Consider the following 26,008-nt stretch of genomic DNA (forward strand, 5'->3'; position numbering starts at 1 on the left):
TCGCTCAGTCCGGGAGCGGCACGATGCCGTGCAGCAGCTTCCAGCGGCGGTTCTGGCAAGGGCTTCGAGAGAAGCCGAGTTCAGCTGCCGCGTGGGCGATGGTGGGTGCGGTGAGGAGAGTGCGGTCCATTTCGGGGGTCCACTCGATGCGTGGGGGATGGATTTTCATGCCTGCCGGACGGGTCCAGGAACTGAGCGAATCTGCGGCGTTCTGCTTCCGCTCCAAGGAGATACAACCGGGGTAGTAGAGGTCGGCTGCCAGCCTCTGGGCGTTTTCTTTTGTGTAGAGGATGTTGTAGATGGCGTCGCGGGCGTTGCGTTTGAGGGTGCGTTCGGCTCCTGTCACGTCGCGTGCGTAGTCGCGCAGGTGGGATGCGGTGGCGGTGCTCGCCGTGGTGAGGGAGACGAAGGGGAAACCCTGGCTGGTGAAGCCGACCGAGCCGTCCGCGTCGATGAGGCCGCGCAGGTAGTCACGGTGCTCGTAGGGAGCGTTCGGTGGGGCTATCGTCTTGGACTTTCGGCCGTAGGGCAGGCCGAGTTCGTTCAGTGTGGTTCTGGCTTCCAGGGAGCATAGGGTCCAGATCGCCGAGGTGTGGGTCTCGGTGAAGTTTGTGGAGCGGGTGCGTTCCCTGATGCTGCTGTAGTACGGCGTCAACTTCTGGAAGCTGCGGAGCAGTTCGATGTCCTTGGCGCTGATCTCGACGCGCAGGCGCCCCTTTTGGCCCAGCCCTTGGGCGAGGTGGCCGTCCGCCTGCAAGAAGCCGTACATGTATGCGTACTCAGGGATCGAGAGGTCCATGAACTGGTGGGTCGTAGGCTCGTGCTCAGCCATAGGGAAGCGGTCAACTTCCTTGCTGGTGAGGCACTCTGCCGGGTTGTCGCCTGGCTGAGTGCCTCGATCCGATCTTGTGGCGGCGAGCCTAGGCCGGTTGTTCCTGGACCGGTCTGGTGATCGATGCGATTCACCTGTTCGGGTTAATGGTGGGTCGTTTCTTCAGAGGAATATCCAAGGTGTTACTTCGCGTGGCGTACCGCGTAGATCATGACGAAGGCGATGATGTGGATGACGAAGAAGAAGTAGGCGAGGTAGATCCAGACCTGGCGTTCGTTCTTCGTCTCGCGGGCGATGCGGCGGAGTTCGGCGGCGCGTTCGGGGTCGGGGTCGGAGTCAGGGGCGGGCTCAGGGGTAGGGCCGGGGGTGGGCTCGGGGTCGGGGGTGGGGGCGTTCGTCGGGTGGTCGGGCATCAGAGGTCCCGGTGGACCTTCGTGTTGGACGCCTGGGCTCGGGGGCGCAGGACCAGGAGGTCCACGTTGACGTGGCTGGGGCGGGTGACCGTCCAGGTGATCGTGTCGGCCACGTCGTCCGCGGTGAGGGGTTCGGCGACGCCCTCGTACACCTTCGCCGCTTTCTCCTTGTCGCCGCCGAAGCGGGTCAGGGCGAACTCGTCGGTCTTGACCATGCCGGGGGCGATCTCGATGACGCGGACGGGCTTGCCGACGATCTCCAGGCGGAGGGTTTCCGCGAGGACGTGGGCGCCGTGCTTGGCGGCGACGTAGCCGGCGCCGCCCTCGTAGGTGCCGTGGCCGGCGGTCGAGGAGACGACCACGACCGTGCCGTCGCCGCTCGCCTCCAGTTTGGGGAGGAGGGCCTGGGTGAGGTTGAGGGTGCCGATGACGTTCGTCTCGTACATCGTGCGCCAGTCGGCGGGGTCGCCGGTGGCGACCGGGTCGCTGCCGAGGGCTCCGCCGGCGTTGTTGACGAGGACGCCGATCGTTTCGAACGCGGTGGCGAACTCGTCCACGGCGGTGCGGTCCGTGACGTCCAGGGGGTATGCCGTCGCCGAGCCGCCCGCCTCGGTGATCTCCTTCGCCAGGGCCTCTATGCGGTCCTCCCGGCGGGCCGTGAGGACGACTCGGTAGCCGGCCTGGGCCAGCTTGCGGGCCGTCGCGGCGCCGATGCCGCTGCTCGCGCCGGTGATTACTGCGATGCGGGACGCGGGGGAGGGCATGGGGGCTCCTGGGGTGCGGCGATGGGGTTCCAGAGTAGGTGGGGGTGGGGGGAGGCGGGGTGGTGGGTGCGGGTGCGTGGGGGCTTCACCTGTTGGGCGGGGTCTGGGGTGGGGTGGGTGTGGGATATGTCCTGTGTGGCCCTTGGTCGACCTAGGAGTGGTTGTATGCGCAGGTTCATTGCGGTCGGGGTGGTTGCGGTGGCTGGGCTGGTGTTCGGGGGTGGGGGTGCTGTGGCTGGGGAGTGGGGGGTGGTCGCCGAGGCTGATCTTTCGTTTCACGGGGACGCCGTGATGGAGGGCGGGCGGATGGAGGTGCGGGTCGTGCCGCGGAATCACGGGCCCTCGGGGGTGCCGGATTCGGCGGTGCGGCTGCGGTGGTCCGTGCCGCTCGCGGCGGGGGTGCAGCGGTTGCCCGGCGGGTGTGTGCGGGTGGCGGCGGCGGAGGTGGTGTGCCGGACGGGGGCGCTGGCGGCGGACTCGGCGGGGGAGCGGATCGAGGTGGGGGTACGTCTCAGGGGGCGGCCGGAGGAGGTCGTACTGGAGGTGGAGACCGCGTGGAGCGGGGGGACCGTCGACCGGAACCGGGCGAACGACCGGCAGCGGGTGCTGGTGCTGGAGACGGGGGACGTCTACTACTTCTGAGGTACGCGGCGTGGGGCTGCTTCCGGGGTGCGCCGGGCGGGGCTGCTTCCGAGGTACGCCGCGTGGGGCTACTTCTGAAGTACGCCGGGTGAGCCGGCGCTCTCCGTGTCGTAGTGCTCGCGGGCCACGTGGACCTCGTCCATGTGAGTCTCCGCCCAGTCCTTCACGGCCGTGAGGAGGAGGGCGAGGCTCTGGCCGAGCGGGGTGAGTTCGTAGTCGACGCGGACCGGGACCGAGGGGGTGATCTCCCGGGTGAGGAGACCGTCGCGTTCGAGGGCGCGGAGCGTCTGCGTGAGCATCTTGGGGCTGACGCCCGCCAGTTTGCGGGCGAGGTCGCTGTAGCGGAGGGGGCCGGGGGCGAGGGCGCAGACGACGAGGCTGACCCACTTGTCGCTCAGGCGGGCGAGGAGCTGGTTCGTGGCGCAGCCCTTGATGAACGCGTCGTACTCGACACGGGCCTGTGCGCGGCGTTCGGCCGCCGTCGTGGTCGCCATGGCTCACCCTCCGGGGAGATACGCACTTATGGGTAACTACTTCCTTGTGGAGAGTAGCTCTTCCTAGGGTTGCCGTGGAGGGGGCGCGGAAGTTCCCTCGACTCGGTTGAGATCAAAGGGAGTTGGCTGTCATGCGTGCTGTCGTGGTCCGGGGGTTCGGTGGGCCCGAGGTCGTGGAGGTCGTCGAGACCGAGGTGCCCGAGCCGGGTGCGCGGGAGGTGCGGATCAGGGTGACCGCCGCCGCGCTGAACCCGGTCGACGTCGCGGTGCGGACCGGGGCGTTCGGGGGCGCCGGGAAGCAGGTCGGGCTCGGCTGGGACGCCGCGGGTGTCGTGGACGCGGCCGGGGTCGCGAGCGTGTGGGCGCCGGGCGACCGGGTGGTGGCCCTCGACCACGGGATCTCCGGGGCGCTCGGCGCGCAGGCGGAGTACGTCGTCGTCCCCGTCGACGCGGTCGCCGTCGCGCCGGTGGGGGTCGACGACGTGCACGCGTCCACCCTGCCGCTGAACGGGCTCACGGCTCTCCAGGCCCTGGACGCCATGGAGTTGAGCGCCGGGCAGTCGCTGCTGGTGACCGGCGCGGGTGGGGGTGTCGGCGGGTTCGCCGCGCAGCTCGCCGCGCATCGGGGGCTGGCGGTGACGGGGCTGGCGCGGGGTGCGGACGGGGAGTTCGCCGGCTCCGTCGAGGGGGAGTTCGACGGGGTGCTCGACGCGGCCGTGCTGGGGGAGACGGCGCTGGGGTGGGTGCGGGACGGGGGTGTCTACGCCGGGGTGATGCCGCAGGGGGAGCCGGCTTCCGTACGGGGCGTGCGGACCTTCGCCGTGCAGGTCACCGCCGACGGGGCGCAGCTGGCCGAGCTGGTGAAGCTCATGGAGGAGGGGGTGCTGACGACCCGGGTGGCCGGGACGTACGGGCTGGAGGAGGCGGGCGCGGCGCACACGCGGTTCGCCGGGGGTGGGGTCGGGGGGAGGCTGGTGCTGGTTCCCTAGGGGTTGCTGGGGGGTGCCGAGGGTGCCCGGGGGAGGAGAAGGGGTGGCTCCTGAGGGGTACGGGTATCCCCGAGGGCGGGCTCAGGGTCGTACGGGTATGACGTCCGGCGCCTGCGACTCCTACGACCCTGACCCCAGCGCCTGTGCGTACGTCGCCGGTGGTACCCCCAGGGTTCTGGTGAACGCGCGGATCAGGTGGGCCTGGTCGGCGTAGCCGAGGGTGGCGGCCAGGGCGGGCCAGTCGGGGTCGGGGGCGGTGGTGGCCCGGTCGAGGGCCTCGTGCAGGCGGTAGCGGAGGATCGTCCACTTCGGGGTGACGCCCACGTGGGTCGCGAAGAGGCGCTGGAGGGAGCGGACGGAGAGGTTCGCGGCGTCGGCCACGTCCGAGACCCTGCGGAGGTCACGCGTCTCACGGATCAGGGCGACCAGGGCGGTGGCCTGGGCGATCTGGGGGTCGGGGGTGAGCGGGAGGGCGAGGAAGTGGGCGTCGAGGGCCGCGGCGCGGGTGTCGTCGTCCATGGGCGCGGTGAGGTCCAGGGCGGGGAGGGGGTCTCGGTACGACGCCGGCGGCACCCTCGGAGGCGTCGGCCCCGGCGCCGGCACCCCCGGAGGCGTCGGCCTCGCCGGCGTCGTACCCCTCAGGTCCTCCCGTAGTGCCTCCTCCAGTGGCAGCACTCTGCCGGTCCAGTGCGTCGCGGGTGGTCCGGGGAGGAGGGCTCGGATCGCTCCCGGGCGGAACTTCGCGCCGCACACCCTGCCTCGGCCCGTCAGGGTCCGGGTGTAGAGGCCCCGGGGGATGCCCGTCAGCTCGGTGTAGGGGGCGGTCCGGGGGCCGTCCCACTGGAAGGTGAGGTTGACCGCGGGGTGGGGGATCACTCTTGAGGTGTACGGGGTGGGGAGGTCCCAGTCGATCAGCCAGTAGCGTTCGATGTACGGGCGCAGCGGGGGTGCGGGGAGGCGGCGGCGGAAGCGGACGCGGGTGAGGAGGGCCGCCGGGTCGACGATGCCTCGGGTGTCCTGGGGGGCCGCCATGGGGGGATCGTACGTCCGGGAATACCGCTGGAGAGGGACGCGTTCCGGCGATATAGTTCAACGGTCAACAACTTGGAGGGTGAGCGGGCATGCAGTTCGGGATCTTCACCGTCGGTGACGTCACGCCGGACCCCACGACCGGGCGGACGCCGACCGAGCGTGAGCGGATCAAGGCGATGGTCGCCATCGCGCTCAAGGCCGAGGAGGTCGGACTCGACGTCTTCGCGACCGGCGAGCACCACAACCCGCCGTTCGTGCCGTCCTCGCCCACCACGATGCTCGGCTACGTCGCCGCGCGGACCGAGAAGCTGATCCTCTCCACCTCCACCACCCTGATCACGACGAACGACCCGGTGAAGATCGCCGAGGACTTCGCGATGCTCCAGCACCTGGCCGACGGCCGCGTCGACCTGATGATGGGCCGCGGCAACACCGGGCCGGTCTACCCGTGGTTCGGGCAGGACATCCGCGAGGGCATCAACCTGGCGATCGAGAACTACGCCCTGCTGCGCCGCCTGTGGCGCGAGGACGTCGTGAACTGGGAAGGGAAATTCCGTACGGCGCTCCAGGGGTTCACCTCGACGCCCCGGCCGCTGGACGACGTCCCGCCGTTCGTCTGGCACGGTTCCATCCGGTCGCCGGAAATCGCGGAACAGGCCGCGTATTACGGTGACGGTTTCTTTCACAACAACATCTTCTGGCCCGCCGACCACACCAAGCGGATGATCGACCTGTACCGGGCGCGGTTCGCCCACTACGGGCACGGGACGGCGGAACAGGCGATCGTCGGACTCGGCGGCCATGTGTTCATGCGGAAGAACTCGCAGGACGCCGTCCGGGAATTCCGGCCGTATTTCGACGTCGCGCCGGTCTACGGGCACGGGCCCTCCCTGGAGGACTTCTCCGCGCAGACCCCGCTGACCGTGGGGACGCCGGAGCAGGTCATCGAGAAGACGCTCAAGTTCCGTGAGTACGCCGGGGATTACCAGCGTCAGCTGTTCCTCGTCGACCACGCGGGGCTGCCGCTGAAGACCGTCCTCGAACAGCTCGACATGCTGGGCGAGGAGGTCGTGCCGGTGCTGCGGAAGGAATTCGCCGTCGGGCGCGGGACGGACGTCCCGGAGGCGCCCACGCACGAATCGCTGCTGGCGAGGAAGAACGCCGAGGACAATTCCGAGGAGGGCACGTCATGAAGCTGGTCGTCGTTTCCGCCGGGCTGAGTGTTCCGTCGTCCACCCGGCTGCTCGGGGAGCGGCTCTCCGCCGCCGTGGGGCAGCAGGTTCCCGGCGTCGAGGTGGAATTCGTCGAGCTGCGGGAACTCGCCGTCGAGATCGCGCAGAATTTCGTCAGCGGATTTCCCGGCGCCGGACTGCGGGCCGCTTTCGAGACGGTCGTCGCGGCCGACGGGCTGATCGTCGTCACCCCCGTCTTCTCCGCTTCGTACAGCGGGCTGTTCAAGTCGTTCTTCGATCTGCTGGAGAAGGACTCGCTGGCCGGGAAGCCGGTGCTGGTCGCCGCGACCGGCGGGACCGCCCGGCACTCCCTCGTCCTCGACCACGCGCTGCGGCCCCTCTTCTCCTACCTGCGGGCCGTCGTCGTCCCCACCGGGGTCTACGCCGCCTCCGAGGACTGGGGCGCGCAGGGGCTGCCCGAGCGGATCGAGCGGGCGGCCGGGGAGCTGGGCACGCTGATGCGCGGGCTGTCGGTGGCGCGGGTGCCTGAGGCGCGGGACGAGTTCGAGGTCGTCGTACCGTTCGAGCAGCGGCTCGCGGCGCTCGGCGGGGGTACTACGGGCTGACGCGGAGGTATTACGGGCTGTCTCTGAGGATTCCCCCTAGTACTTCGGTACGGGGGGATCTCCGGTTGCCTCCGACACGGTGAGAGGCAGGTAAAAAGGGTGATCGTCATGGCGGTCGCCGCGGGTGGAGACGGGTTCGGCTTGGCAGACTGGACCAGTGCCTCAGACCGTGCTGCTTGCCGAAGACGACCGAGCCATCCGCCATGCCCTGGAGCGGGCGCTGACGCTGGAGGGGTATCAGGTCACGGCGGTGGCGGACGGTGTGGAAGCGCTGGCGCACGCGCACAAGTCACCGCCGGACGTGCTCGTCCTCGACGTGATGATGCCCGGTATCGACGGGCTCCAGGTATGCCGGGTACTACGGGCCGAGGGTGACCGCACCCCCATCCTCATGCTGACCGCGCTCGTCGAGACCGCCGACCGGATCGCGGGACTCGACGCGGGCGCCGACGACTACGTCGTCAAGCCCTTCGACGTCGAGGAGGTGTTCGCCCGGCTGCGCGCCCTCATGCGGCGCAGCGGCACCGCCGCCGCCGTCCCCGCCGCGGTCCCGGCCAGCGCACCCGCTCCCAAGGAGCCGCCCGTGTCCGACCGGCACATCGAGGCCGCGGGCCTGCGCATGGACCCCCAGGCGCGGCGGGCCTGGCGCGGGGCGCGCGAACTCGAACTGACCCGGACCGAGTTCGAGCTGCTCGAACTCCTCGTCCGCAACTCGGGGATCGTCCTCGACCACTCCACCATCTACGACCGGATCTGGGGCTACGACTTCGGGCCCGGCTCGAAGAACCTCGCCGTCTACGTGGGGTATCTGCGGCGAAAACTCGACGAGCCCGGCGCCCCTCAGCTGATTCACACCGTAAGAGGTGTGGGGTACGTCCTCAGGGAGGACTGAGTGGGCCGGTTGCGGCGGCTCGTCGAGCATCGGCGGCCGGGGCTCGCCGCGCTCGGGACGACGTTCGCGGTGTCCTTCGCGGCCGTCACCGCCGCCGTCACGATGCTCGTCGGCATCCTGTCGTACAACGCCGCCGCCCGGCTCGTCCGCGTCGACCAGCAGTCCGTCTTCAGCGAGGTCGTGCAGGATCTGCGGGACGAGGTGCGGCAGCAGAAGATGACGCCGGAGGACTTCTCGTCGTCCGCGCCCGGGCACGATCTGGTGCGGCCCGCGCGGACGAACGTGCAGGTCCTCGGCTCCGGGGGGCAGGTCGTCGATCCCGGGCAGCCGAAGCTGCCCGTCACCGACGGGGACCGGGAGATCGCCGGTGCGACCGTCGCCGGGACGCTCGTCGAGCACAAGGACGTCAACGTCGGGGACGACGTCTACCGCATCGCCACCGTCTCCCTCGGGCGGGGCTGGGGGGCCGTGCAGGTCGCCCAGGAGTTCAGCGGTACCGAGGACTTGCTGCGCAACCTTCAGCAACGCACCTTCGCGCTCATGGCGGTTGTCGTCACCGCCGCCGGGCTGTTCGGCTGGTGGCTGGCGCGGCGGATCACCCGGCGGCTCGTCGTGCTGACCATGGCCGCGGAGGACGTCGCCCGAACTCGCCGTCTGGGCATCCAGGTTCCCGTCACCGGGTACGACGAGGTCGGGCGGCTCGGGCGGGCCTTCGACCGGATGCTGGGGCGGCTCGCGCAGTCCGAGGAGGATCAGCGGCGGCTCGTCCAGGACGCCGGGCACGAGTTGCGTACGCCGTTGACGTCGCTCCGTACGAACATCTCTCTGCTGCGGCGGATAGACGAACTGCCGCTCTCCACGCGGGAGGAGTTGGTCGCCGATCTCGGGCAGGAGGCGCGGGAGTTGACCGATCTCGTCAACGAGCTCGTCGATCTCGCGGCCGGGCAGTCCGACGCCGAGCCGCCGCAGCGGGTCGATCTCGCCGACATCGCGGAGGAGGTCGCCGGGGTGGTTCGGCGGCGGAGCGGGCGGGACATCGTCGTGCGGGTCAGTGGGGATACGACGACCGATGGGCGGCCCGGGTCCTTGCAGCGGGCCGTCTCCAACCTCGTTGAGAACGCCGCCAAGTTCGATCGGGAGGGGAAGGGGCCGATCGAGATCAGCGTCACCGGGCCGGCTCGGCCCGGGACCGTGCGGGTCGAAGTGCTGGACCGGGGGCCCGGGATTTCCGAGGACGATCTCACGCGGGTCTTCGACCGGTTCTACCGGGCCGCCGATGCGCGGTCGTTGCCGGGGTCGGGGCTGGGGTTGTCGATCGTGCGGGAGGTGGCGTTGTCGCATGGGGGGACGCCGTATGCGCATCGGAGGGCGGGGGGTGGGTCGGTTATTGGGTTCACTGTGGGGGGTGGGTGAGGTGAGTGGGCGGGTGCGGGTGCGTTGTGGCTTGTCGCGCAGTTCCCCGCGCCCCTGAAGGATGTGGTGGGGGTTGGGGGTTGGGTGCGGGTTCGTTGTGGCTTGTCGCGCCCGCGCGGCGGAGCCGCAGATCAGATGCAGCCCCGCGCCCCTAAGAGACGTGGTTGCGGTTCGGGGGTGAGTGCGGATTCGTGGGGGGGTGTCGCGCCTGCGCGGCGGAGCCGCGGATTGATGCAGCCCCGCGCCCCTGGAGGGTTGGGGGTGGTGCGGGTGAGTAAGTATGCGTTCGAGGTGGCCGCCGTGGCCCCCTAGGACCAGGGAGGTACAGGCGCGTGTACACCGAGCAGGAGGCCGCTGTGTTGGAGGCGATCGATGAAGCGGCGTTGGTGGGGACGTTGGTGGAGTTGGTGGGGGTGCCGAGTGTGACGGGGAGTGCGGCGGAGTCGGAGATTCAGCAGGTGTTGGCGCGGAAGTTGGGGGAGTTGGGGGCGGAGGTGGATCTGTGGTCGATGGATCTGGGGGAGTTGTATGCCGATCCGGGGTTTCCGGGGCTTGAGGTGGAGCGGGAGGAGGCTTGGGGGGTGGTGGGGTATTACGGGTCAGCTGGGGGGTCGGCTGGGCTGGTGCTTCAGGGGCATGTCGATGTCGTGCCCGCGGGGGACCCGGCCGCCTGGGAGGGGGACCCGTTCGTGGCGCGGGTGCGGGGGGATCTGGTGCATGGGCGGGGCGCTTGCGACATGAAGGCCGGGCTGGCCGCGCAGTTGGCCGTGCTGGGGGCGTTGCGGGACTCGGGGGTGCGGTTGCGGGGGACGCTCGGGGTGCACTTCGTCGTCGGGGAGGAGGACGGGGGGATCGGGGCGTTCGGGACGCTCAAGCGGGGGCACACCGGGGGTGCTTGTGTGATCTCCGAGCCGACCGGGGGGACCGTGGTGACCGCCAACGCGGGGGCGCTCACGTTCCGGCTCGCCGTCCCGGGGCTTGCCGCGCACGCGAGTTCGCGGGAGGAGGGGGTGAGCGCGATCGACGCGTTTCTGCCGATCCACCGTGCGCTGGGGCGACTTGAGGCGGAGCGCAATCGTGACGCCGACGCCCTGCTCGCCGAGTACCCGATCCCCTACTCCCTCTCCGTCGGCACCCTCCGCGCCGGGGACTGGGCCAGCAGCGTGCCCGATCTCCTCGTCGCCGAGGGCCGGTTGGGCGTACGGCTCGGTGAGGACCCCGCCGACGCGCGGGCCGCGTTCGAGGCGTGCGTCGCCGAAGCCTGCGCCCAGGACGCGTGGTTGAGGGACCACCCCGCCGAAGTGACCTGGCCCGGCGGCCAGTTCGCCAGCGGGCGGCTCCCTGAGGGACACCGGCTCCTGGACGTCGTACAGAAAGCCCACGCCGACACGCACCAGGGCGTCGTACCCCGGGAGCGCGGTGCGACCTACGGGAGTGATCTCCGGCTGTACGCCGGGGCCGGTGTCCCCACGCTCCAGTACGGGCCTGGGGACATCGCCGTCGCCCACAGCGCGCGGGAGGCGGTGTCGGTGCGGGAGACGGTCGGGGTGGCCCGTGCGCTGGCGCTGACCGTGCTGCGGGAGCTGGGGACGCGCTGAGGGGACTGAGGGGCCGGCGCGCGGTCCCTCGTACCCTTAGTACCCGTAGTCCCCCTAGTAGGCCGCCGTCGACCCCATCGTCTGCGTGGTGGTACCCGTACCCGTACTACCCGCGGACGCCCCCGCCGTCCCCGTGCTCTCCGTCATGAACGCCTTCCAGCCGCCCGTCGGGGTCTGGCCGACGTCCAGCTTGCGGAGCTTCTCCAGGACCTCGGGCTTCTGGACGTCCATCCAGTCGACGAACTGGCGGAAGGAGACCATGCGGACGTCCGCGCCCTTCTCCTTCTCCGCGGCGATGTGCTTGAACGCTTCTTCGACGGAGTCCATGTAGATCCCGCCGTTCCACTGCTCGAAGTGGTTGCCGATGAAGAAGGGCGCGCGGTTGGTGGTGTAGGCGCGCTGGAAGCCCTGGATGTAGGCGCCCGCGGACTGCTTGCGCCAGCCCGGGTAGTTGTGCGCCGGGGCCTTCGTGGAGTTCAGGGACTGGTTGGCCATCATGTTGTAGTCCATCGAGAGGACCTCGAACTTACGGCCGGGGAAAGGTATCGCCTGGAGCGGCAGGTCCCATATCCCCTGCCGCTTCTTCGGCCAGACCTGGCGCCCGCCGGGCGAGGACGCGTCGTAGCGCCAGCCCAGCTCGCGGGCGGTCGGCAGCAGGTTGTCCTGGCCGAGCAGGCACGGCGTGCGCGCGCCGACCAGCTCCTTGTCGTAGTCGAAGGGGAGCGCCGGCAGATCCGTCCAGCCCGTGTTCGTCCGCCACTCCTTGACGAATGCTTTCGCCTGGTCGATCTCGCTGCGCCACTGCTTGGCCGTCCACCACTTCACCGAGCCGTGCGCCTCGCCGCAGAAGTGCCCGTTGAAGTGCGTCCCGATCTCGTGCCCTTCGAGCCAGGCGCGGCGGACGTTCGTCAGGGTCGCCTTGACGTGGTCGTCGGTGAGGTAGCCGATGTCCGAGGCGCCGCGCCGGTTGTTCGGCGGTTCGTACCGCCGCTTCTGGCTCTCCGGCAGCAGGTAGAGCCCGGAGAGGAAGAACGTCATGGACGCGCCGTGTTCCTTGGCGAGGTCCAGGAAGCGGGGGAAGAGGCCGTTGCCGACCTCGCCCGCGCCGTCCCAGGAGAAGATCACGAACTGCGGCGGCTCCTCGCCGGCCTCCAGCGGCACCGGCTTGGCCGGCTGGTGCGGCTGCTTGCCGGTGAACGACGTCGAGCCGTCCCCGATGGGCTTCGCCGGGGCGCTGGGCTTGTCGCTGCCCTTCGGGGAGCCGCTCGCGGACGGGCTGTCGTCGCCGGAGCCGGAACCCCCGGAGGACGTGCCGCAGGCGGAGAGCCCCGCCGCGGCGGCGGCGCCCGCCCCGAGTCCTATTGCTCCCCTTCGGGTGACAGTGCGCATGGACCTTCCGTTCGTCACGTTTCTCTGGATGGTTCACTCATTCAGAGGAGGTGCAGAACGAAGAGGTTCCCTCAGGAGTTCCAGGTTTGGTAACAGAAGCAACCGAATCCGGCCGACGTCGCAAGGGCCTCAGGTACTACGGGGAAACCCTTACGCCCCGAATGCCTTGTCCTTACCCTTCACCGGCTTCGCCCCGGCCCGCAGATGCGCCGGAACCAGGTCGATCGCGGGCTCGGAGTACCCGACGGAGACGATCCGGTCCCCCTCGTACGTGAAGGTCGTCAGCGAGGCCAGCGTGCACTGCCGCCTGCGCGGGTCGTGCCACAGCCGCCGCCGCTCGACGTAGGAGCGGACGATCCAGATCGGCAGCTGGTGGCTGACGAGCACGGCCTCACGGCCCCGCGCCTGGTCCCGGGCCGCGTCCAACGCCCCCTTCATCCGCACGACTTGATCGATGTACGGCTCGCCCCAGGACGGCTTGAACGGGTTCACGAGATGCCGCCAGTTCTCCGGCTTCTTCAGCGCCCCGTCGCCGACCCCGAACGTCTTGCCCTGGAAGAAGTTGCCCGCCTCGATCAGCCGCGAGTCGGTCGCGAGGTCGAGTCCGTGCGCCTTCGCGATCGGCGTCGCCGTCTCCTGCGCGCGCTCCAGCGGGGAGGCGACCACGTAGGTGACATCCCTGACGGAGAGGTGCTCGGCGACCCGGTCGGCCATCTGCCGGCCCAGCTCGGAGAGGTGGTACCCCGGCAGCCGCCCGTACAGGATGCCCTCGGGGTTGTGCACCTCGCCGTGCCGCATCAGGTGGACGACGGTGAGTTCCTTGGCTGTGCTCATGCTGCCGTGGCCTCCGCGGCTGCTCTGGCCGCCGCCGGGAGGGCGTCGGCGATTCTCTGGACGGCACGCTCGTCGTGCGCCGTGGACACGAACCACGACTCGAACGACGACGGCGGCAGGTAGACGCCGTTCGCCAGAAGGGAGTGGAAGAACGCGGTGAAACGGTACGACTCCTGCGCCTTCGCGTCGTCGTACGTACGCACCGGACGGTCGGTGAAGAAGACCGAGAACATGTTGGAGGCGCTCTGCACGGTGTGCGCGACGCCCTCCTTGGTCAGCGCCTGCGAGACCAGCGCCTGGATCTGCCCGGAGACGGCGCCGAGCTTGTCGTACGCCGCGTCGTCCAGCAGGCGCAGCTGGGCGAGGCCGGCGGCCGTCGCGACCGGGTTCCCCGAGAGGGTGCCCGCCTGGTAGACGGGGCCGGCGGGGGCGAGGTGCGCCATGACGTCCGCCCGCCCGCCGAACGCCGCCGCCGGGAAGCCGCCGCCCATGACCTTCCCGAAGGTCATGAGATCCGGTACGACGCCGTCGACCCCGAACCAGCCCGCGCGGCTCGTCCGGAACCCCGTCATCACCTCGTCCGAGATGTACAGCGCGCCGTTCGCCGCGCACAGGTCCTTGAGGCCCTGGTTGAAGCCCGGCAGCGGCGGGACGACGCCCATGTTGCCCGGCGACGCCTCGGTGATCACGCAGGCGATCTCGCCGTCGTGCAGCCGGAACGCCTCGCGGACGGCGTCGAGGTCGTTGTAGGGGAGGACGATCGTGTCGCCGGCCTGCGCGCCCGTGACACCCGGGGTGTCGGGGAGCGCGAAGGTGGCGACGCCGGAGCCGGCGGCGGCGAGCAGGGCGTCGACGTGACCGTGGTAACAGCCGGCGAACTTCACGACCTTCGCGCGGCGGGTGAAGCCGCGGGCCAGGCGGATCGCGGACATCGTCGCCTCGGTGCCGCTGGAGACGAGGCGGACCTGCTCCAGGGGGGCGATGCGGGCGGTCATCTCCTCGGCGAGGGCGACCTCTCCCTCGCCGGGGGTGCCGAAGGAGGTTCCACGTGAAACGGCGTCCTGGACGGCGGCGATGACCTCGGGGTGGGAGTGGCCGAGGATCATCGGGCCCCAGGAGCAGACGAGGTCGACGTACTCGCGGCCGTCCGCGTCGGTGAGGTAGGGGCCGGTCCCGGAGACCATGAAGCGGGGGGTGCCGCCGACGGCCTTGAAGGCGCGGACCGGGGAGTTCACGCCGCCCGGGGTGACGGCTGCGGCGCGGTCGAACAGGGCCTGGGAGGCGGGTGCGTCGTATGAATAGGGCTGTTCGCTCATGACCTGCGGCTTCTCCGGCTTGCTGAGGACTACGGGGTGAGACCTTCTCAGGGTAGGCCAGGGGTACTACGGGTATCGGGGGGCAGGGCTCGTGGAGGCGGTCGGGGGCGGGTGCCGGGAGGCAGGCGGGGCGGGTGTCGGGATCTGAGAAACTGGGATCTGATACATACAGCTCACACGGGCCGTACTGAACGGGGACCGGGACGATCCCGCGGACACGATGTTTCACCGCACGTTTCGGCGGGCGGCCGTGGGGGAGGTCACTGACACGATGATCGGGTTGCGCGGGAGGTACCGCGCGTCCTAGAAAAGCAGTCGGGTGGAGATATGCATCGCGGTGGCGGACTGGGCGAGGGGACCGATGACCTGGGTCCTCGCCGTGCCCGGCGGGGAAGGCACCGGCGCGACGCGGAGGAAGCAGACGAAGCACAGCAGACATTTCAGGCACAGGGCGAGTCCGAGGAGATCGGTCGGCTGATCGGCCCCGGGATCGACCGCCTCCGGGCGGGGAGCAGGAACGGTGGTCGGGTGGGCGTGACGTACAAGTATTTCGGTGCCCCCGACGGCGCTACGGCGGCCCGCGTCCCCATCTCCATGCGGCCCGAGGAACTCGGCGGCGACGAGCTCGGGATGAACGGCATGTTCACGAAGATCAAGCCGGAGACGATGGCCGCGATGGTCCTCACGGGCATCGAGGGCGTCCCCCTCCACAAGGTCCCGCCCCTCGAACTCGTCGTCCTCCACCCCGACTACGCGGTCGTGAAACTGCCGATGACCGTCGTCGACCCCCTCCGCGACATAGGCGAGGAGGCGGTCGGGGCGGCGGCCTTCATCTGGTCGACGGTGCCTGATCGTGGGGGGCCTCGGGATGCGTTCAATGTGTACCAACTGCTGCATGAGTGGCAGGACTTCAGTCATCGGCTGCATGAGGCGGGACATCAGCCGTACTGCCTCGTCTGGCCCTGAGGCGGGGTTTTCCTCTACTCGGTGCGCAGGGCGGTCGCGGTGTGGGTTCGGGCGGTTCGGGTGGCCGGTGGCAGGGCGCCGAGGACCGCGATGAGCGGGCCGCCGAGGACGAGCAGGGCCAGTTGGGGCGCGTGGTAGACGGCGACGACGGAGTCGGGCAGGTTCAGACCGGCGCTGTGTCCCATGGCGGGCACGATCCAGTGGTGGAGGGCGACGCCGACGGGCACGCCGAGGGCGCCGCCGGCCAGGCCGGTCAGGAGGACCGAGGCGATGACCGCCGTGACGGTCTGCCGGGGTGTCATGCCGAGCGCCTTGTGGATGCCCAGCTCGCGGACGCGCTCGCGGGTGTCCAGGACCACGCCGTTGAGTACACCGAGGGCGGCGACGGCGACGAGCATCAGGGTGAGGGTCGCGGACAGCGCGTTGAGGGTGAGGGCCGTGGAGCTGCCGCGGTCGGGGCCGCCCGCCCGGGCGGTGACGCCCAGTGGTTCCAGGACCTCGTTCAGCGCGGTGGCGTAGGCAGCCGCGTCGGTGCCGGACCTCACCGCGATGTGCTGGGTGGTGTCGGTCAGGTCGGGGTGCGCGGCCGTGAGGGTCGCGGTGTCGGTGAAGACCTCCATGCCGTCGTTGCGGGTGTCGAGGACCTCGCCGACGATCCGTACCCGGACGCCGGGCTCCTCCCCCAGACCGTTCAGCGTGACGGTGTCCCCGATCCGGGTTCCGGTGGCGGTCAGGAAGGGGGCGGGCACCACGGCCTCGCCCGGCCGCGTGAACCAGCGGCCGGAGACCATCGTGTAGCCGCCCCAGGAGGCGTCACCGGTGAAGGCGACGACGGCGGTGGTGCCGGTCGTGCCGGAGACGGCCGCCCGTGTCGTGGCGCTGGAGTAGCGCCGGGCGGTTCCGGGCCGGGCGTCGATCACCGCGGCGACCGCGGCCGGATCGGCCGGGGGCTGCTTCCGGGGCAACGGTCCGTCGGGGCCCGGCTCGGGCAGCGGCGCCGCCACGGTGACATCGGCGACGTCGTGCGCCCTGGCCTTCGTGACCTCGGCCAGTGACGCGCCCAGACCGGTGGTGAAGGTGACGGCCGTGGCACCGAACACGATCGCCGTGCCCATCGCCAGCGCCCGGGCGGGCCGGGCGAAGGGCCGCGCCAGACCCAGGCCGACCGGCCGCGGCAGCGGCAGCCGCCCGGCCAGCCGGACCGCCCCGCGACCGCGTCCCGGCCGCGCGGCCCGTCCCGCCGCGAGCGCGTCGACCGTACGCAGCCGCCCGGCCCGCCACGCGCCCGCCCACGCCGTCACCGCCACCAGGCCCAGCGCCCCGGCGAGCACGGCCGCGTCGACCCAGGGGGCGACCGCCGGGGACGTCGAGCCGTAGACCTCCTCGGTCTCGGCCAGGACGGGGACGGCGAGCAGGCGGCCCGCCACGACGCCCAGCACGGCGCCGCACGCGGCAGGGACCAGTGCCTGGGCGACGTAGGCCCGTACGACCTGCCCCGGCGTGAAACCGACGGCCTTGAGGATGCCGATCCGGCGCGGCGCGGAGCCGGCGGCTGCCGCGACCACGTTGCCGACGACCAGCGCCGACATGACCAGCCCCAGCACACCGAACGCGAGCAGGAACGGGACGAACAGCGCGGTGTCGCGCTCGACGGTCTCTCTGACGGTCAGCCAGGACTGTTCCCCGGTCACCGCCCCCTGGGGCATGGACGCCGTCACGGACCTGCGGCCGTCGGCGACCTGGGCGGCGGTGTCCGCGGCAGTGAACCGGTAGAGCATCTGGTAGGCGCGGGCGCCGCCGGCCGGGGCGAGCGCGTCCAGCTGGGACGGGACGACCCAGAGGTCGGCGGTGCCGGTGACCGAGCGGGCCACGCCGACCACCGTCAGCGCCGGGTCTCCCGGCAGCGCGGGGAAGGTGAGCCGCAGGCCGAGCGTCGGCCGCAGCGAGGAGTCGGCGGACAGGACGACTTCGCCGGGGCGGACGGCCCACCGCCCGTCCAGCAGCGCGATCTCGTCGACGTCGCCCCCGGGCCCGGCACGGCCCACCACGGTCATCGGCCACGCGTCCGGGCCGCCGTCCGTGTGCGGGGTGACCGTCGCCGTACGGAACGGGCCGGCCACGCCGGTCACGCCCGCGGACTTCGCGGAGGCCGACACCTGGAGCGCGCTCACCCGGCTCGCGTCGAACCGCACGGACAGGTGCGCCCCGTGCCGCCGGGCGAAGGCGTCGTCGAACGGCGCACCCGAGACCACGAGGAGCATGCCGCCCAGGACGGACGCGGCCACCGCCATCAGCGTGGCCAGGCCGATCACGACCGCCGGCACCCGGCGGCGTCCCACGCCCGAGCGCACCACCCGGCTCAGCGCGCTCATCGGGCCGACTCCACGGCGCCGGTGTCGGCCGTGATCCCGCCGTCCACGAGCCGGATCGTACGTGTGGTGCAGGACCGGGCCAGGGCGAGATCGTGCGTGACGACGACGATGGTCTGGCCGTCGGCGTTGAGGTCGGCGAGCAGCCGGCCGACGTCCTCGCCGGAAGCGCTGTCCAGCGCGCCGGTCGGCTCGTCGGCCAGCAGCAGCGCGGGCCGGTTCATCAACGCCCGCGCCACCGCGACGCGTTGCCGCTCGCCGCCGGACAACCGGCCCGGAAAGGCGCCGGCGTGCCGGTCGACGCCGAGCACCTCCAGGAGCTCCGTCGCGCGCCGTGCCGCCTCGCCGCGCCCCATGCCCGCGAGCTGGGCGGGCAGGACGACGTTGTCGGCGACGGTCAGGTCGTCGAGGAGGTTGAAGAACTGGAAGACCATGCCGATCCGGTCCCGCCGGTGGCGCGCCGCCGCGGCCTCGCCGAGTCCGTCCACCCGTACGCCGTCCACCGTGACCGTCCCGCTGTCCGGGCGGTCCAGCCCCGCGATCAGGTTGAGCAGCGTGGACTTGCCGCTGCCGGACGGGCCGAGGACCGAGACCGCCTCGCCGGCCCGCACGGTCAGCGACACGTCGCGCAGGGCCGGCGGCCCCTCGTCGTATCTGCGGCTCACGTCGCACAACTCGATCACCGGCGCGGTCATGGCAACTCCCTCGGTCCGTACTGCTGGCCCGTCGGACGCTAGGTGCGCGGCGCGGGCGGGCGCGTCGGCCGGCCGAGGCATTTCCGTGGCACGAGGGGACGAGGTTCTCCTCCGTCATCCCTGAGGCGTAGACGACAGAAGGACACGGGGAAGGCGCGGGTGGTCAGCAGGGAGGATGTCCCGGCGCCCGCGCGTCGGCCAGAATGCCCCGGTGACGAGCGTGGCGGTGGCACACCGGCTGGAGGACGGGGTCAGGCGGCTGAAGCGCCCGCTCCAGGAGGGCATCGGGCTGCTCAGGCACCCGCTGCGGGACGGGAGCAGGCTGCTCAGGCGCCGGACCGGCCCACTGCCGCGCCCCACCCGGCGCGCCCTCGTCTTCGACGCGGTCCTGGTGCTGGTCTGCGGGACCGTGCTGCTCGACTGGGCCGTGAACAGCGGCGCTTCCCTCGTGCGGGACTCGACCGACGGCATCGCTCCCCTCGTCCGCGCGACGCGGACGGGCAGCGTGATCGGCGCCGTGGCACTGGCCGCGCTCGCCTGGGCGCCGCTGGTCGTGCGCCGCAGGTATCCGCTGACCGCGCTGTGGATCGTGACGGGCGCGGCCGTCCTGACGCCCCACGACGCGCGGCGGCTCGTCTTCTACGCCTGCGTCATCGCCGCCTACAGCGCCGCGGCCTACAGTCCGTACCGGGCGGCCACGCTGGTGGGCCTGCTGGTGCTGGTGCTCGCCGTCGCCGGTGACACCGACGGGGTGATGGTCTCGCCGTCGACGCCGGTGCCCAACCAGTACGTCCCGCTGCTGATCCTCGTACCGCTCCTCGTGGCGACCCTCGGGCTGCGTACCTGGCGGCTTCGGACCGACGAGAGCCGGGCGCGGACGGCCGTACTGGAACGTGAGCGGGCCGAGGAGCTGCGGCGCGCGGCCGAGCGGGAGCGGGCGCGTATCGCGCGCGACCTGCACGACGTGGTCACCCACAACGTCAGCATGATGGTCATCCAGACCGGCGCGGCCCGCACCGTGCTGGACACGGACCCGGAGCGGGCCCGCGAGGCGCTCCTCGCCGCCGAGGCCGGCGGCCGGGCGGCCATGGCCGAACTGCGGCACGCGATCGGGCTGCTCACCATGGACATGGACGACGGCGCCGTGGACCTCGCGCCTCAACCCGGCATCGGCCAGCTGGACTCCCTGGTCGCGCGGGTGCGCCGGACCGGCGTCCCGGTCGAGTTGTCCGTCACCGGTGTGCCGGACGAGGTGCCGTTCGGCATCGGGCTGGCCGCCTACCGCGTCGTACAGGAGGCGCTGACGAACACGGTGAAGCACGCCACCGGCGCGAGCGTGACGGTGACCGTCGCGTACGAGGCCGGCCGGCTCCGCGTGGAGGTCACCGACACGGGTGGCGGTCCGTCGGAGTCCGCGGCCACCGGCAACGGCCGCGGGCTGACCGGCCTGCGCGAGCGGCTGGCCGCCTACGGTGGCACCCTGGACGCCGGCCGGCGGCTCACCGGCGGCTACCGCGTCACCGCGCTCATCCCGCTGGAGGCGGTGTGACCGGCCTGCCGCGTGTGGTCGTCGCCGACGACCAGGCCCTGGTCCGCACCGGCTTCCGGATGATCCTCACCGCGCACGGCATCGACGTGGTCGCCGAGGTGCCCAACGGGGCCGAGGCCGTCGACGCGGTCCGGCGGCTGCGGCCCGATGTCGTCCTCATGGACATCCGGATGCCGGAACTGGACGGCCTCGAGGCCACCCGCCGCATCCTGGACACGGACGATTCCGACCCGCCCCGCGTGATCATCCTGACCACGTTCGACCTGGACGACCTCGTCTACGCGGCCCTCTCCGCCGGTGCCAGCGGATTCCTCCTCAAGGACGTCACCCCCGAACACCTCGTCTCCGCCGTCCGCCTGGTCCGCACCGGCGACGCCCTGCTCGCACCGGCCATCACCCGCCGCCTCGTCGAGAGATACGCGCGCCAGGCCGCGAGTTCGCGGCTGCCGGCCGGCGAGCGGGCTCCGGGCCCCGGCGCCGCGGTGCTCCACCGCGACCTGACGCTGCTGACCCGCCGCGAACTCGAAGTCCTGCGCCTGCTCGCCCAGGGGCTGAGCAACACCGAACTCGCCGACCGTCTCCACCTGGCCGAGACCACCGTCAAGACCCACGTCGGCCGCGTCCTCGCCAAACTCCGGCTCCGCGACCGGGTCCAGGCCGTCGTCCTCGCCTACCAGAGCGGCCTGGTCAGCCCCACGGCACAGACCGCACCCCTCGGCGCGGACGGGGACCGGTGAAGGACGGGGGTGATCGCAGGCCGGTTCGGTACGTCGCTAGCGCGGGGCGGCGGCGAGGAGTTCGAGGGCCTCTTCCCAGCGGAACGGGTTCCCGCCGCCTCCTGCTGACTTGGGGCGGTGAGGCGCGGTGGAGCTGACGAGGACGCCCATGTCGCGCAGGGTGTCCAGGCTGCGGGTGTAGGCGGGGTGTGCGGCGAGGGCGGAGTTCAGGTGCGGCAGGACGGCGGTGGGGGTGCCGGTGCCGTACGCCTCGCAGAGGATGCCGAAGGCGAGGGTGTCGGTGATGCCGGCGGCCCATTTGTTGATCGTGTTGAAGGTGGCCGGGGCCACGGCGATCGCGTCGGCCGGCGGGAGGGGGCGGGCCTCGCCGGGGGCGCGCCAGGCGGAGCGGATCGGGTAGCCCGTGCGGGACTCGATCGCCTCGGTGTCCAGGAAGGGGAGGGCCCGGGGGGTGGCGACGACTCCCACGTCCCAGCCGCGGTGCTGTGCGGCGGCGATCAGGTCGCCCACGTCGCCGGCTATGCCGCAGGCGCAGACGACGACGTACAGGAACGGGTTCTTCCGCGGGGCGGCCGGTTGGCTCATGGAGGGTTCCTTTTTCGGGGGCTGAAGTGCGGTTTTTCCGTGGGGAGGGGGGTGGGCAAGATCCTCAGAACGGGCATGCGAAACTTTTCACATGAGTGCCGCCAGCCGCGCATCCCGGCGTTCGAACAGCGTCTTTGAGAACCGGCCACGGTCGCGCCGGGCCGTCCTGACGATGGCGGCCGGTGCCGTCGTGGGCGGGCTGGTGCTGTCCGCCTGCTCGTCGGGAGGGACCTCCGGCGGGGGCGGGGACACGCACTTCGTGATGGGGACCGACGGGATCGCCCGGGTGAAGGCGGGGCAGCGGGACGCGGCGCCCGAGCTGTCGGGCAAGACCGTCACCGGGCCCCAGCTCGACGTCGCGTCGTACAAGGGCAAGATCGTCGTACTCAACGTCTGGGGCTCCTGGTGCTCGCCCTGCCGGGCCGAGGCGCCGGGGTTCCAGAAGGTGTCCGAGAGCCTCAAGAGCCAGGGCGTGCAGTTCGTCGGGATCAACACCCGGGACACGAACAACGACAACGCCCTCGCCTTCGAGAAGCAGATGGGCGTGACGTACCCGAGCCTGTCGGACCCCACCGGCAAGCTGCTCCTGCGGTTCAAGAAGGGGACGCTCAACCTCCAGACGATCCCCTCGACGCTCGTCATCGACCGTGAGGGCAAGATCGCCGCCCGCTCGCTGTCCCCGCTGAGCGAGGAACGGCTGCGGGAGATGATCGCCCCGGTGCTCGCGGAGAAGGCGTGAGTCCCCTCGCCATGAACTCCCTCGCCGTGAACTCCCTCACCATGAACACGATCGCCGTCGGTGAGCTGAACGGCACCGTCCTCAACGGCGCCCTGATACTGGCCCTCCCCATCGCCCTGCTCGGCGGCCTCGTCTCCTTCTTCTCGCCCTGCGTGCTACCCCTGGTACCTGGGTATCTGTCGTACGTCACCGGCATCAGCGGCACCGACCTCGCGGAGGCCCGCCGGGGCCGCATGGTCGCCGGCGCCTCCCTCTTCGTCCTCGGCTTCACGGTCGTCTTCGTCTCCAGCGGCGCCCTGTTCGGGTACTTCGGCGACACCCTCCAGGCCAACAAGGACGTCCTGTCCAAGGTGCTCGGCACGCTCATGATCCTCATGGGTGTGTTCTTCATGGGCCTGATGCCCTGGATGACGCAGCGCGAGTTCCGCGTCCACAAGCGGCCGGTCACCGGCCTCCTCGGCGCCCCCCTGCTGGGCGCCCTGTTCGGCATCGGCTGGACCCCCTGCATCGGCCCGACCCTCGCCTCCGTACTGGCCCTCTCCTCGCAGCAGTCCAGTGCCGGCCGCGGCGCGGTCCTGACCGTCGCCTACTGTCTGGGTCTGGGCGTACCGTTCGTGCTCGCGGCGGTCGCCTTCCGCAAGGCGCTGGGGGCCTTCTCCTGGGTCAAGCGGCACTACGTCTGGGTGATGCGGGTCGGCGGCACGATGATGATCGTGACCGGCCTGCTGCTGCTGACCGGCATCTGGGACGGCATGGTGCAGGACATGCAGTCCTGGTCCAACGGCTTCGTTGTAGGGATCTGATCCATGAGCAAGACCAGTCCGACGCCGACGGACCAGGCTTCGGCGGACGCCGCTTCGAACGAGGTCGTGGCGGACGCCGCTGCGAGTGACGCTCGGGAGGACGCCGCTTCGAGCGACGCTCGGGAGGACGCGAGCACCAAGCTCTCCACGGCCCCCGAGGAGTCCCTGAACGTCCCCGCGCTCGGCGTCGTCGGCTGGGCCCGCTGGTTCTGGCGCCAGCTCACCTCGATGCGCGTCGCCCTGCTCCTCCTGCTGCTGCTCGCGCTCGCCGCGATCCCCGGCTCGCTGATCCCGCAGACCGGCAGCGACGCCACGAAGGTCGCCGACTTCCGCAAGGCGCACACCACGCTCGGGCCGATCTACGACAAGGTCGGCCTCTTCCACGTCTACAGCTCGGTGTGGTTCTCGGCGATCTACATCCTGCTGTTCGTCTCCCTGATCGGCTGCATCGTCCCGCGCACCTGGCAGTTCGTCGGCCAGCTCCGCTCCCGCCCGCCGGGCGCCCCCAAAAGGCTGACGAGACTTCCGGCGTACACCTCGTGGCGTACGGAGGCCAGTCCCGAGGAGGTACGGGAGACCGCGCTCGCGCTGCTGAAGAAGCGGCGCTTCCGGGCGCACGTCGTCGGGGACGCGGTCGCCGCCGAGAAAGGGTACTTCCGGGAGGTCGGCAACCTCGCCTTCCACATCGCGCTGATCGTCCTGCTGGTCGCCTTCGCGTGGGGGCAGCTCTTCAAGTCCGAGGGCAACAAGCTGATCGTCGAGGGCGACGGCTTCTCCAACGTCCTCCCGCAGTACGACGACTTCAAGTCCGGCAACCTCTTCGACACCGGCGAGGACCTGGTCCCGTTCAGCTTCACCCTCAAGAAGTTCACGGGTACGTACGAGCTGACCGGCCCCAACCGGGGTACCCCCCGTACCTACGAGGCAGCTCTCACGTACAGCGAGGGCGCCTACGGCAAGGACGAGCAGACCGTCGTCAAGGTCAACCACCCGCTGGAGATCGGCGCCGCCAAGGTCTACCTGACGGCTCACGGGTACGCCCCCGTCGTCACCGTCCGCGACGGCAAGGGCAAGGTCGTCTACCGCGACGCGGTGCCGCTGCTGCCGCTGGACAACAACGTCACGTCCTCCGGTGTCGTCAAGGTCATGGACGGCTACCAGGACGCGAAGGGCAAGACCGAACAGCTCGGTTTCCAGCTGTTCTTCCTGCCGACGTACACCAAGGGCAACGAACTGGCGTCCACGTTCCCCGCGCTGATCAACCCGATCATGAACGTCGTCGGCTACCACGGTGACCTCGGCGTCGACTCGGGCATCCCGCAGAGCGTCTACCAGCTCGACAAGTCCCACATGAAGGAGTTCAAGGACGCCAAGGGCGCCCAGCTCCGGGAGAACCTGACGCCCGGCAAGACGATGACGCTGCCGAACGGCGCCGGGACGATCACCTACGAGGGCACCAAGGAGTGGGCGAACTTCCAGGTCGTCCAGGACCCGGGCGGCGGCTGGGCGCTGGCCGGCGCCGTCGCCGCGATCTTCGGTCTCGCCGCCTCCCTCTTCGTCCAGCGCCGCCGGGTCTGGGTCCGCGCGGTGACCGGTCCCGACGGGGTGACCCTCGTCGAGATGGCCGGGCTCGGGCGCAGTGAGTCGGCCAAGGTCCCGGAGGAGCTGGGGCAGTTGGCGGACGGGGTGTACGAGCGGGCGCCGGGGGTGGGGGAGGCCGAACCGGAGCCGGAGCCGGAGCCGGAGACCGACCCCGAGTCCGGCTCGGGGTCCGCGTCAGGGGCGGGCTCAGGGGGTGTCTCCGGGGCGGACTCCGATCCTGAGAGCGCCCCCGAGAGCGCCCCTGAGACCGACCCCCAGAGCGCCCCCGACTCCGCGTCAGGGGCCACCCCCGAGGCCGCCGAGTCCCCCGGGTCCGCCGAGTCCCCCGGGTCCGCCGGTTCCGCCGAGTCCCCCTCCGACTCCCTCACACCCCCCGACGCCGACACCCCCCAAGCTGTCCCTTCCGAAGGGTCTGAGAAGTGACTCTCGCCACGACGGGCCTCGCCGCATCGACGGAACTGGCCGCCGCCACCAACGAACACCTCGCCAACATCAGCAACACGCTGATCTACTCCTCGATGGCCGTCTACACCCTGGCCTTCTTCGCGTACATCGCCGAATGGCTCTTCGGCAGCCGCAGCAAGGTCGGCCGCACGGCCGCCGCGCTGACCCCGGCCGCCGCTGCCGCCGCCAAGAAGAAGGCGCCGGCCGTGACGGTCAAGCAGGCCGGCGGGACCGCCGTACTCGAACGGCCGCAGGTCGTCGTCCGGTCCGCCTCCGGCGCGCGGGACGTCCCGGACGGGCCCGGCGCGCACGGCGGGGACGAGCAGGGCGACCTCTACGGCCGGATCGCGATCTCCCTCACGGTCCTCGCCTTCCTCGTCGAGCTGAGCGGCGTCATCACCCGCGCGGCCTCGGTGGAGCGGGCGCCGTGGGGCAACATGTACGAGTTCAACATCACGTTCTCGACGGTCGCGGTCGGCGTCTACCTGACGCTGCTGGCGCTGCGGAAGAACGTCCGCTGGCTCGGCCTCTTCCTCATCACGACGGTGCTGCTGGACCTCGGTCTCGCGGTAACCGTTCTCTACACGGCCAGCGACCAGCTCGTCCCAGCGCTGCACTCGTACTGGCTGTACATCCACGTCTCGACGGCCATCCTGTGCGGCGCGGTCTTCTACGTCGGCGCGGTCGCCACGATCCTTTACCTCTTCAAGGACAGCTACGAGAACAAGCTCGCGAGCGGCGGTACGCCCGGCAGGTTCGCGAACTCGGTGCTCGACCGGCTCCCCGCCTCCGCGTCCCTCGACAAGTTCGCGTACCGCGTCAACGCGGCGGTCTTCCCGCTCTGGACGTTCACGATCATCGCGGGCGCGATCTGGGCGGGCGACGCGTGGGGCCGGTACTGGGGCTGGGACCCGAAGGAGACCTGGTCCTTCATCACGTGGGTCGGCTACGCCTGCTACCTGCACGCCCGCGCCACCGCCGGCTGGAAGGGGCGCAAGGCGGCCTACCTCGCGCTGCTCGCCTTCGGCTGCTGGCTGTTCAACTACTACGGCGTCAACATCTTCGTGAGCGGGAAGCACTCGTACGCGGGGGTGTGACCGCCGCCGGGGTGTA

At 71.0% G+C, this 26,008-nt stretch carries 25 protein-coding genes; 14 read left to right on the plus strand and 11 right to left on the minus strand.

Annotated elements, in window-relative coordinates; translation table 11 throughout:
• Positions 1 to 4: 4 nt before the first annotated feature.
• The 3 genes from ABZX85_RS44800 to ABZX85_RS44810 form a co-directional block, all read right to left on the minus strand.
• Positions 5 to 799: an LAGLIDADG family homing endonuclease gene (locus ABZX85_RS44800; RefSeq protein WP_355883204.1), complete on the minus strand. Its 795-nt coding sequence runs from the start codon at positions 797 to 799 to the stop codon at positions 5 to 7.
• A gap of 215 nt (positions 800 to 1,014) precedes the next feature.
• On the minus strand, positions 1,015 to 1,245 hold the full coding sequence (locus ABZX85_RS44805; RefSeq protein ID WP_355883207.1) for a hypothetical protein: 231 nt from the start codon (positions 1,243 to 1,245) through the stop codon (positions 1,015 to 1,017).
• Positions 1,245 to 2,009, minus strand: coding sequence for an SDR family oxidoreductase (locus ABZX85_RS44810; RefSeq protein ID WP_355883210.1), 765 nt, complete (start codon positions 2,007 to 2,009; stop codon positions 1,245 to 1,247). Before ABZX85_RS44810 ends, ABZX85_RS44805 begins: the two co-directional genes overlap by 1 nt.
• Before the next feature lie 165 nt (positions 2,010 to 2,174).
• Between ABZX85_RS44810 and ABZX85_RS44815 the strand changes: the two genes are divergently transcribed.
• Complete coding sequence (locus ABZX85_RS44815; protein ID WP_355883212.1) at positions 2,175 to 2,651, plus strand: hypothetical protein; 477 nt, start codon at positions 2,175 to 2,177, stop codon at positions 2,649 to 2,651.
• Positions 2,652 to 2,719: 68 nt separating this feature from the next.
• Here ABZX85_RS44815 and ABZX85_RS44820 read toward each other — a convergent pair whose 3' ends face one another.
• Entirely contained in the window at positions 2,720 to 3,145 is a 426-nt protein-coding gene (locus ABZX85_RS44820; protein ID WP_355883215.1) for a helix-turn-helix domain-containing protein, read from the minus strand.
• A gap of 131 nt (positions 3,146 to 3,276) precedes the next feature.
• Here ABZX85_RS44820 and ABZX85_RS44825 point away from each other — a divergent pair, with 131 nt between their 5' ends.
• Entirely contained in the window at positions 3,277 to 4,134 is an 858-nt protein-coding gene (locus tag ABZX85_RS44825; RefSeq protein ID WP_355883218.1) for a zinc-binding dehydrogenase, read from the plus strand.
• A gap of 120 nt (positions 4,135 to 4,254) precedes the next feature.
• Here the strand turns inward: ABZX85_RS44825 and ABZX85_RS44830 are convergent, their stop codons facing one another.
• On the minus strand, positions 4,255 to 5,166 hold the full coding sequence (locus tag ABZX85_RS44830) for a helix-turn-helix transcriptional regulator (RefSeq protein WP_355883221.1): 912 nt from the start codon (positions 5,164 to 5,166) through the stop codon (positions 4,255 to 4,257).
• Between the two features lie 89 nt (positions 5,167 to 5,255).
• On the opposite strand from ABZX85_RS44830, the gene ABZX85_RS44835 reads away from it, so the two are divergent.
• The 5 genes from ABZX85_RS44835 to ABZX85_RS44855 all read left to right on the plus strand — a co-directional run bounded on the left by ABZX85_RS44835 (position 5,256) and on the right by ABZX85_RS44855 (position 10,867).
• The gene (locus tag ABZX85_RS44835; protein WP_355883224.1) at positions 5,256 to 6,359 is read left to right on the plus strand and encodes an LLM class flavin-dependent oxidoreductase; all 1,104 of its coding nucleotides are present in this window, start codon (positions 5,256 to 5,258) and stop codon (positions 6,357 to 6,359) included.
• A complete protein-coding gene (locus tag ABZX85_RS44840; RefSeq protein WP_355883227.1) occupies positions 6,356 to 6,964 on the plus strand; it encodes an FMN reductase in 609 nt (202 codons plus the stop codon). Before ABZX85_RS44835 ends, ABZX85_RS44840 begins: the two co-directional genes overlap by 4 nt.
• A 157-nt stretch (positions 6,965 to 7,121) precedes the next feature.
• On the plus strand, positions 7,122 to 7,856 hold the full coding sequence (locus tag ABZX85_RS44845; RefSeq protein WP_355883230.1) for a response regulator transcription factor: 735 nt from the start codon (positions 7,122 to 7,124) through the stop codon (positions 7,854 to 7,856).
• Complete coding sequence (locus ABZX85_RS44850) at positions 7,857 to 9,269, plus strand: HAMP domain-containing sensor histidine kinase (protein ID WP_355883233.1); 1,413 nt, start codon at positions 7,857 to 7,859, stop codon at positions 9,267 to 9,269.
• Between the two features lie 332 nt (positions 9,270 to 9,601).
• The gene (locus ABZX85_RS44855) at positions 9,602 to 10,867 is read left to right on the plus strand and encodes an ArgE/DapE family deacylase (protein ID WP_355883236.1); all 1,266 of its coding nucleotides are present in this window, start codon (positions 9,602 to 9,604) and stop codon (positions 10,865 to 10,867) included.
• A 54-nt stretch (positions 10,868 to 10,921) separates the two neighbouring features.
• Here the strand turns inward: ABZX85_RS44855 and ABZX85_RS44860 are convergent, their stop codons facing one another.
• The 3 genes from ABZX85_RS44860 to hemL all read right to left on the minus strand — a co-directional run bounded on the left by ABZX85_RS44860 (position 10,922) and on the right by hemL (position 14,406).
• Positions 10,922 to 12,256 (minus strand): hypothetical protein, encoded by a 1,335-nt coding sequence (locus tag ABZX85_RS44860; protein WP_355883238.1) that lies wholly within the window; start codon positions 12,254 to 12,256, stop codon positions 10,922 to 10,924.
• A gap of 150 nt (positions 12,257 to 12,406) precedes the next feature.
• Entirely contained in the window at positions 12,407 to 13,090 is a 684-nt protein-coding gene (locus ABZX85_RS44865; protein ID WP_355883241.1) for a histidine phosphatase family protein, read from the minus strand.
• On the minus strand, positions 13,087 to 14,406 hold the full coding sequence (gene hemL / locus ABZX85_RS44870; protein ID WP_355883244.1) for a glutamate-1-semialdehyde 2,1-aminomutase: 1,320 nt from the start codon (positions 14,404 to 14,406) through the stop codon (positions 13,087 to 13,089). Before hemL ends, ABZX85_RS44865 begins: the two co-directional genes overlap by 4 nt.
• Before the next feature lie 327 nt (positions 14,407 to 14,733).
• Between hemL and ABZX85_RS44875 the strand changes: the two genes are divergently transcribed.
• On the plus strand, positions 14,734 to 15,372 hold the full coding sequence (locus ABZX85_RS44875; RefSeq protein ID WP_355883246.1) for a hypothetical protein: 639 nt from the start codon (positions 14,734 to 14,736) through the stop codon (positions 15,370 to 15,372).
• A gap of 14 nt (positions 15,373 to 15,386) precedes the next feature.
• Here the strand turns inward: ABZX85_RS44875 and ABZX85_RS44880 are convergent, their stop codons facing one another.
• Together ABZX85_RS44880 and ABZX85_RS44885 are read right to left on the minus strand one after the other, a co-directional pair.
• A complete protein-coding gene (locus ABZX85_RS44880) occupies positions 15,387 to 17,744 on the minus strand; it encodes an FtsX-like permease family protein (RefSeq protein ID WP_355883249.1) in 2,358 nt (785 codons plus the stop codon).
• Positions 17,741 to 18,436, minus strand: coding sequence for an ABC transporter ATP-binding protein (locus tag ABZX85_RS44885; protein ID WP_355883252.1), 696 nt, complete (start codon positions 18,434 to 18,436; stop codon positions 17,741 to 17,743). The genes ABZX85_RS44880 and ABZX85_RS44885 overlap by 4 nt, the downstream gene beginning before the upstream one ends.
• A gap of 283 nt (positions 18,437 to 18,719) precedes the next feature.
• On the opposite strand from ABZX85_RS44885, the gene ABZX85_RS44890 reads away from it, so the two are divergent.
• Complete coding sequence (locus ABZX85_RS44890) at positions 18,720 to 19,985, plus strand: histidine kinase (protein WP_355883317.1); 1,266 nt, start codon at positions 18,720 to 18,722, stop codon at positions 19,983 to 19,985.
• Positions 19,982 to 20,722, plus strand: a complete 741-nt coding sequence (locus ABZX85_RS44895) for a response regulator transcription factor (RefSeq protein WP_355883254.1) — start codon at positions 19,982 to 19,984, stop codon at positions 20,720 to 20,722. Before ABZX85_RS44890 ends, ABZX85_RS44895 begins: the two co-directional genes overlap by 4 nt.
• A 36-nt stretch (positions 20,723 to 20,758) precedes the next feature.
• Here ABZX85_RS44895 and ABZX85_RS44900 read toward each other — a convergent pair whose 3' ends face one another.
• Positions 20,759 to 21,307, minus strand: a complete 549-nt coding sequence (locus ABZX85_RS44900) for a flavoprotein (RefSeq protein ID WP_355883257.1) — start codon at positions 21,305 to 21,307, stop codon at positions 20,759 to 20,761.
• A gap of 91 nt (positions 21,308 to 21,398) precedes the next feature.
• On the opposite strand from ABZX85_RS44900, the gene ABZX85_RS44905 reads away from it, so the two are divergent.
• From ABZX85_RS44905 to ccsB, 4 genes are read left to right on the plus strand one after another with little or no spacing between them, the layout of a single operon-like run.
• On the plus strand, positions 21,399 to 22,046 hold the full coding sequence (locus ABZX85_RS44905) for a TlpA disulfide reductase family protein (protein WP_355883260.1): 648 nt from the start codon (positions 21,399 to 21,401) through the stop codon (positions 22,044 to 22,046).
• Between the two features lie 41 nt (positions 22,047 to 22,087).
• Positions 22,088 to 22,849: a cytochrome c biogenesis protein CcdA gene (locus tag ABZX85_RS44910; protein ID WP_355883320.1), complete on the plus strand. Its 762-nt coding sequence runs from the start codon at positions 22,088 to 22,090 to the stop codon at positions 22,847 to 22,849.
• 3 nt (positions 22,850 to 22,852) lie between these two features.
• Positions 22,853 to 24,874 (plus strand): cytochrome c biogenesis protein ResB, encoded by a 2,022-nt coding sequence (locus ABZX85_RS44915; protein WP_355883263.1) that lies wholly within the window; start codon positions 22,853 to 22,855, stop codon positions 24,872 to 24,874.
• Complete coding sequence (gene ccsB / locus ABZX85_RS44920) at positions 24,871 to 25,992, plus strand: c-type cytochrome biogenesis protein CcsB (protein ID WP_355883266.1); 1,122 nt, start codon at positions 24,871 to 24,873, stop codon at positions 25,990 to 25,992. Before ABZX85_RS44915 ends, ccsB begins: the two co-directional genes overlap by 4 nt.
• Positions 25,993 to 26,008: the final 16 nt, after the last annotated feature.

Origin of the sequence: Streptomyces sp. NPDC004539 (assembly GCF_040610055.1) — a bacterium.
GTDB lineage: Bacteria > Actinomycetota > Actinomycetes > Streptomycetales > Streptomycetaceae > Streptomyces.

Bases quoted from the DNA above. Each gene is read 5' to 3' on its own strand.
- ABZX85_RS44800 (WP_355883204.1), bottom strand. From the start codon at position 799: ATGGACCTCTCGATCCCTGAGTACGCATACATGTACGGCTTCTTGCAG.
- ABZX85_RS44805 (WP_355883207.1), bottom strand. From the start codon at position 1,245: ATGCCCGACCACCCGACGAACGCCCCCACCCCCGACCCCGAGCCCACC.
- ABZX85_RS44810 (WP_355883210.1), bottom strand. From the start codon at position 2,009: ATGCCCTCCCCCGCGTCCCGCATCGCAGTAATCACCGGCGCGAGCAGC.
- ABZX85_RS44815 (WP_355883212.1), top strand. From the start codon at position 2,175: ATGCGCAGGTTCATTGCGGTCGGGGTGGTTGCGGTGGCTGGGCTGGTG.
- ABZX85_RS44820 (WP_355883215.1), bottom strand. From the start codon at position 3,145: ATGGCGACCACGACGGCGGCCGAACGCCGCGCACAGGCCCGTGTCGAG.
- ABZX85_RS44825 (WP_355883218.1), top strand. From the start codon at position 3,277: ATGCGTGCTGTCGTGGTCCGGGGGTTCGGTGGGCCCGAGGTCGTGGAG.
- ABZX85_RS44830 (WP_355883221.1), bottom strand. From the start codon at position 5,166: ATGGCGGCCCCCCAGGACACCCGAGGCATCGTCGACCCGGCGGCCCTC.
- ABZX85_RS44835 (WP_355883224.1), top strand. From the start codon at position 5,256: ATGCAGTTCGGGATCTTCACCGTCGGTGACGTCACGCCGGACCCCACG.
- ABZX85_RS44840 (WP_355883227.1), top strand. From the start codon at position 6,356: ATGAAGCTGGTCGTCGTTTCCGCCGGGCTGAGTGTTCCGTCGTCCACC.
- ABZX85_RS44860 (WP_355883238.1), bottom strand. From the start codon at position 12,256: ATGCGCACTGTCACCCGAAGGGGAGCAATAGGACTCGGGGCGGGCGCC.
- ABZX85_RS44865 (WP_355883241.1), bottom strand. From the start codon at position 13,090: ATGAGCACAGCCAAGGAACTCACCGTCGTCCACCTGATGCGGCACGGC.
- hemL (WP_355883244.1), bottom strand. From the start codon at position 14,406: ATGAGCGAACAGCCCTATTCATACGACGCACCCGCCTCCCAGGCCCTG.
- ABZX85_RS44875 (WP_355883246.1), top strand. From the start codon at position 14,734: ATGCATCGCGGTGGCGGACTGGGCGAGGGGACCGATGACCTGGGTCCT.
- ABZX85_RS44880 (WP_355883249.1), bottom strand. From the start codon at position 17,744: ATGAGCGCGCTGAGCCGGGTGGTGCGCTCGGGCGTGGGACGCCGCCGG.
- ABZX85_RS44885 (WP_355883252.1), bottom strand. From the start codon at position 18,436: ATGACCGCGCCGGTGATCGAGTTGTGCGACGTGAGCCGCAGATACGAC.
- ABZX85_RS44900 (WP_355883257.1), bottom strand. From the start codon at position 21,307: ATGAGCCAACCGGCCGCCCCGCGGAAGAACCCGTTCCTGTACGTCGTC.
- ABZX85_RS44905 (WP_355883260.1), top strand. From the start codon at position 21,399: ATGAGTGCCGCCAGCCGCGCATCCCGGCGTTCGAACAGCGTCTTTGAG.
- ABZX85_RS44910 (WP_355883320.1), top strand. From the start codon at position 22,088: ATGAACACGATCGCCGTCGGTGAGCTGAACGGCACCGTCCTCAACGGC.
- ABZX85_RS44915 (WP_355883263.1), top strand. From the start codon at position 22,853: ATGAGCAAGACCAGTCCGACGCCGACGGACCAGGCTTCGGCGGACGCC.